Origin of the sequence: Actinophytocola sp. (assembly GCF_045807065.1) — a bacterium.
Classification (GTDB): domain Bacteria; phylum Actinomycetota; class Actinomycetes; order Mycobacteriales; family Pseudonocardiaceae; genus Actinophytocola.
In genome coordinates, this window is the sequence record NZ_JBJMIE010000500.1 from 1 (window position 1) to 4,551 (window position 4,551).

At 73.5% G+C, this 4,551-nt stretch carries 5 protein-coding genes; all 5 read left to right on the forward strand.

Annotated features, from left to right (window positions below):
* On the forward strand, nucleotides 1-935 hold a 935-nt coding region (locus ACJ73U_RS29270; RefSeq protein ID WP_407780954.1), incomplete at its 5' end, for a protein kinase domain-containing protein.
* A 12-nt stretch (nucleotides 936-947) separates the two neighbouring features.
* Complete coding sequence (locus ACJ73U_RS29275; protein WP_407780955.1) at nucleotides 948-1,574, forward strand: TIGR03085 family metal-binding protein; 627 nt, start codon at nucleotides 948-950, stop codon at nucleotides 1,572-1,574.
* Nucleotides 1,575-1,649: 75 nt separating this feature from the next.
* On the forward strand, nucleotides 1,650-3,092 hold the full coding sequence (locus ACJ73U_RS29280) for a protein kinase domain-containing protein (RefSeq protein WP_407780956.1): 1,443 nt from the start codon (nucleotides 1,650-1,652) through the stop codon (nucleotides 3,090-3,092).
* An 11-nt stretch (nucleotides 3,093-3,103) separates the two neighbouring features.
* The gene (gene dapA, locus ACJ73U_RS29285) at nucleotides 3,104-4,117 is read left to right on the forward strand and encodes a 4-hydroxy-tetrahydrodipicolinate synthase (protein ID WP_407780957.1); all 1,014 of its coding nucleotides are present in this window, start codon (nucleotides 3,104-3,106) and stop codon (nucleotides 4,115-4,117) included.
* The coding region (locus tag ACJ73U_RS29290; RefSeq protein WP_407780958.1) for an MBL fold metallo-hydrolase at nucleotides 4,114-4,551 on the forward strand (438 nt) is incomplete at its 3' end. The genes dapA and ACJ73U_RS29290, both read left to right, overlap by 4 nt.

Below are 4,551 nucleotides of genomic sequence, written 5' to 3' on the forward strand. Positions count from 1 at the left end.
CCCACGCCGTCGACGACCCGCGCCTGACCACCAGCGGCACGCTCGTCGGCTCGCCGACCTACCTCGCGCCCGAGGTCATCCGCGGCGAGCAGGCCGACGCCGGCTCGGACCTGTGGGCGCTGGCCGCCTCGCTCTACTTCGCGGTCGAGGGCCGCGCGGCGTTCGAGCGCCAGACCACGGCGGCGACGATGCACGCCATCCTGAGCGAGGTCCCGTACCTGACCCACTGCCAGGGCCCGCTGGCGGCGGTGATCACCGGCCTGCTCAACGTCACCCCGCAGGCCAGGCTGTCCACGCAGCAGGTGCGCGGCCTGCTCGCCAGGGTCACCCCGCCCGAACAGCACACCCCGACCTCGATGTACACCCCGCCGCAGGTCACCCGGCCGGACCCCGCCCCGCCCGGCCGCCGCCCGTGGTGGCCGTTCGCGGCGGCCGCGGGCGTCCTGGTCGCGGCAGCCTTCGCCGGCGGCTGGTTCGCCGGCCGCGCCGGCATGGTGGCGGTGGCCACCGATCCGGCGGAGGGCCCGACCTACACCTACGGCGGCAGCGGCGCGGACATCCCGGAGTTCGAGCTGTCCCAGAACTCGTGCGCGCCGGCACGGCTGGAGTCCGGCCGCAGCTACACCAACAGCGCCGACTGCGCGGGTCCGCACGACTTCGAGGTGCTGTACGTGCTCGACCCGTTCGCCTCCGACGACACCGCCTACCCCGGCGAGAAGGAGCTGCGCGGGCTGGCCGAGGCGTCCTGCGCCCTGGTGTTCAACATGGACGAGGCCATCCCGGCCGACGAGCGGGGCAAGCTGAAGCACTCCGCGCTCGTGCCCACCCGCCAGTCGTGGGACGCGCCGTCGTCGGAGCGCTCCCGGGGGGTCGTCTGCCTGGTCGGCAGCCGCGACGGCAAGCAGCTCACCCGGCAGGTCATTCCCCGGAACTGAAACACTCCACCCATGTCCCTCGCCACGGCCGAGCGTGCCGCCCTGTGTGACCTGTTCGACGAGCTGGGGCCGAACGAGCCCACGCTGTGCACCGGCTGGCAGACCAGAGACCTGGCCGCCCACCTGGTGGTCCGCGAGCGCCGCCCGGACGCCGCCCCGGGCATCCTCCTGAAACCCCTGGCGGGCCACACCAAGCGCGTGCAGGACACCTACGCCCGCCGCCCGTGGCGCGAGCTGGTCGACCTCGTCCGCGGCGGCCCGGCCCCGTGGTGGCCGACCCGCATCCCGGCCCTGGACAACGCCGTGAACAGCATCGAGTTCTTCGTGCACCACGAGGACACGCGCCGCGGCCAGGCGGGCTGGGAGCCCCGGCGGCCCGACGCCGAGCGGGACGAGGCCCTGTGGGCCGGCCTGCGCCGTCTGGCCAAGATGACGCTGCGCCGCACCCCCGTCGGCCTGCTCCTGTGCCGGCCGAACGGTCAGGAGATCGTCGTCAGGCGCGGCCCCGACACCGTGACGGTCACCGGCGAGCCGGGTGAGCTGCTGCTCTTCGCCACCGGCCGCGAAGCCGCCCGCGTCGAGTTCGAGGGCGACCAGCGGGCGCTCGCCGTCGTGCGCGGGCTCCGTCGCGGTCTGTAGCGGAGCCTGTGCGGGGAACCGCGAGCGCCTCACCTGGGTCGGAGTGGCAAACGGCCGGCAGGAAAGGATGGCGCCGTGACCCAGGACCAGGTGGCGGCGGAGCGCCTGATCGCCGGCCGGTACGCGCTCGTGCGGGAGATCGGCCGCGGCGGCATGGGCATCGTGTGGCTCGCCGAGGACCGGACCATCGGCCGCCGGGTGGCGATCAAGGAGCTGCACCTCCCCGACGGCGTGGCTCCCGAGGAGAAGCGCGTCTACGAGGAGCGGGTGCTGCGTGAGGCCCGCGCGGCCGGGCGGCTGAACGATCCGGGCGTGGTCACGGTGTTCGACGTGCTCCGCGAGTCGGGCAGGACGTTCATCGTGATGGAGCTGATCCAGGCGTCCACCCTGACCGAGCTGGTCGAGACCCGGGGTCCGCTGCCGCCGAGCACCGTGGTGAGCCTGGCCGACCAGCTGCTCTCCGCGCTGGAGGCGGCGCACGCGGCGGGCGTGGTGCACCGCGACGTCAAGCCGTCGAACATCATGGTGACGGCGAACGGCCGGGTGAAGCTGACCGACTTCGGCATCGCCCAGTCCACGGACGACCCGCGCCTCACGACCAGCGGGATTCTCATCGGCTCGCCCGTCTACATGGCCCCGGAACGCCTGCGCGGCCAGGACGCCGACGCCGGCTCGGACCTGTGGTCCCTCGGCGCGGTCCTGTTCTTCGCGGTCGAGGGCTACGCGGCGTACGAGCGCCCGTCGACGGCCGCGACGATGCACGCCATCCTCAACGAGGTCCCGTACCTGACCCGCTGCCAGGGCCCGCTGGCCGCGGTCGTCACGGGCCTGCTGAACACCCACCCCGACGCCCGGCCCTCCGCCGCCCAGGTCCGCGGGCTGCTCGCGCGCTCGACCGGCGCGTCCCCGGCGGACACCACCGTCGCGGTCGTGCCCCGGGGCACCGCGGCCCACCACCCGCCGCCGGCGCCGCGGCGCCGCCGGAAGCCACTGCTCGTGGCGGCCGCCGTGCTCGCGGTGGCCCTGCTGGTCGGCGGCTACCTCCTCCGCGTCGCCACCGAGCCGGGCCCGGACGTCCCGGCCGCCATGGACACCACGCTCACCTACGGCACCGGCGACGACGGCCAGGTCCGGGAGTTCACCTGGGACTCCTATCCGGAGGGCGGCTGCCTGACCAGCGACCTGACCACGGAGGGCAGGCGGATCACCCAGGGCGCGCACGTCGAGTGCGCGGACCCGCACCTCGTCGAGGTCTTCGAGGCGATCACCTTCTACCAGAAGCCGGGCGAGTACGACGACTGGCCCGACATCGGCTACCCCGGACTCCCGGCACTGGCCGACTTCGCGGAGAGCTACTGCACCGCGATGTTCGACTCCAGGCAGAAGGTCGCCGACCCCGCCTCGTTGCGCTACCGCGCGCTGGTGCCGACCGCGAAGGCGTGGCAGGACCGCCGGAGTGTCTACTGTGTCCTGTACGAACGCAGTGGCGACCAGCTGACCGAGTCACGTGTGGAGTAGCGTCTGAGGGCATGAACACGTGCCCGACCGCCAAGCCTGGACGGCCGTTCGGCCAGGTGCTGACGGCCATGGTGACACCCTTCGACGCCGGCGGGAAGCTCGACCTGGACGCGGCGCAGCGCCTCGCGGCGCACCTCGTCGACCTCGGCAACGACGGCCTCGTGGTCAGCGGCACCACCGGCGAGTCGCCCACGACGTCCGACACCGAGAAGGCCGACCTGATCCGGGCGGTCGTCGACGCGGTGGGGGACCGGGCGACGGTGGTGGCCTCGGTCGGCACGTACGACACCGCGCACTCGGTCCACCTGGCCAGCGACGCCGAGCAGGCCGGCGCGCACGGGTTGCTCGTGGTCACCCCGTACTACTCGCGGCCGCCGCAGGCCGGCCTGGTCGCGCACTTCACGGCGGTCGCCAACGCGTCGGGCCTGCCGAACATGCTCTACGACATTCCGCCGCGCTCGGTCGTGCCCATCGAGGTCGACACGCTGCGCCGGCTCGCCGAGCATCCCCGGATCGTGGCGGTCAAGGACGCGAAGGGCGACCTGCTCGCCGGCAGCCAGGTGATCGCCAACACCGACCTCGCCTACTACTCGGGTGACGACGCGCTGAACCTGCCGTGGCTGTCGGTGGGTGCCGTCGGGTTCGTCTCCGTCATCGGGCACGTGGTCGCCGGCCGCCTGCGCCGCATGCTGGAGACCTACGAGAACGGCGACGTCAGCACAGCCCGCACGCTCCACCGCGGCCTGCTGCCGGTCTACCGGGCGCAGGGCCGGGTCGGCGGCGTGATCTTCGTGAAGGCCGCGCTGCGGCTGCGCGGGTACGACGCCGGCGATCCCCGCCTGCCGCTGCCGCCGGCCACGCCGGCGCAGGTCCAGCTGATCGCGTCCGACCTCAGCGACGCGGGCGTGCCGCTGGCCGACGCGCCGCCGTCCGACGTGGCCCGGGCCAGGGTCGCCGACGCCGACGCGGCCGCGGCGTACGTATCGCCGACCACCCACACGAGCGCCGGGCAGGTTCATCGGTGACCAACCAAGCTCCACCGCCACCACTCGCCGACGGGGGACTGCGCGTCGTCGCGCTGGGCGGGATCGGTGAGATCGGCCGCAACATGACCGTGTTCGAGTTCGGCGGCCGCCTGCTCGTCGTCGACTGCGGTGTGCTGTTCCCCGAGGACCAGCAGCCCGGCGTCGACCTGATCCTGCCGGACTTCCGCGCCATCGAGTCCCGCATGCACGACCTCGACGCCGTGGTGCTCACCCACGGCCACGAGGACCACATCGGCGCCGTGCCCTTCCTGCTGCGCCACCGGCCGGACCTGCCGGTCGTGGGCTCGCGGTTCACGCTCGCGCTGGTCGCCGCGAAGTGCAAGGAACACCGGCTGACGCCCAACCTCGTCGAGGTCGCCGAGGGCGGGCACGCGTCCTACGGCGACTTCGAGTGCGAGTTCTTCGCGGTCAAC

Bases quoted from the DNA above. Each gene is read 5' to 3' on its own strand.
- ACJ73U_RS29275 (WP_407780955.1), top strand. From the start codon at position 948: ATGTCCCTCGCCACGGCCGAGCGTGCCGCCCTGTGTGACCTGTTCGAC.
- dapA (WP_407780957.1), top strand. From the start codon at position 3,104: ATGAACACGTGCCCGACCGCCAAGCCTGGACGGCCGTTCGGCCAGGTG.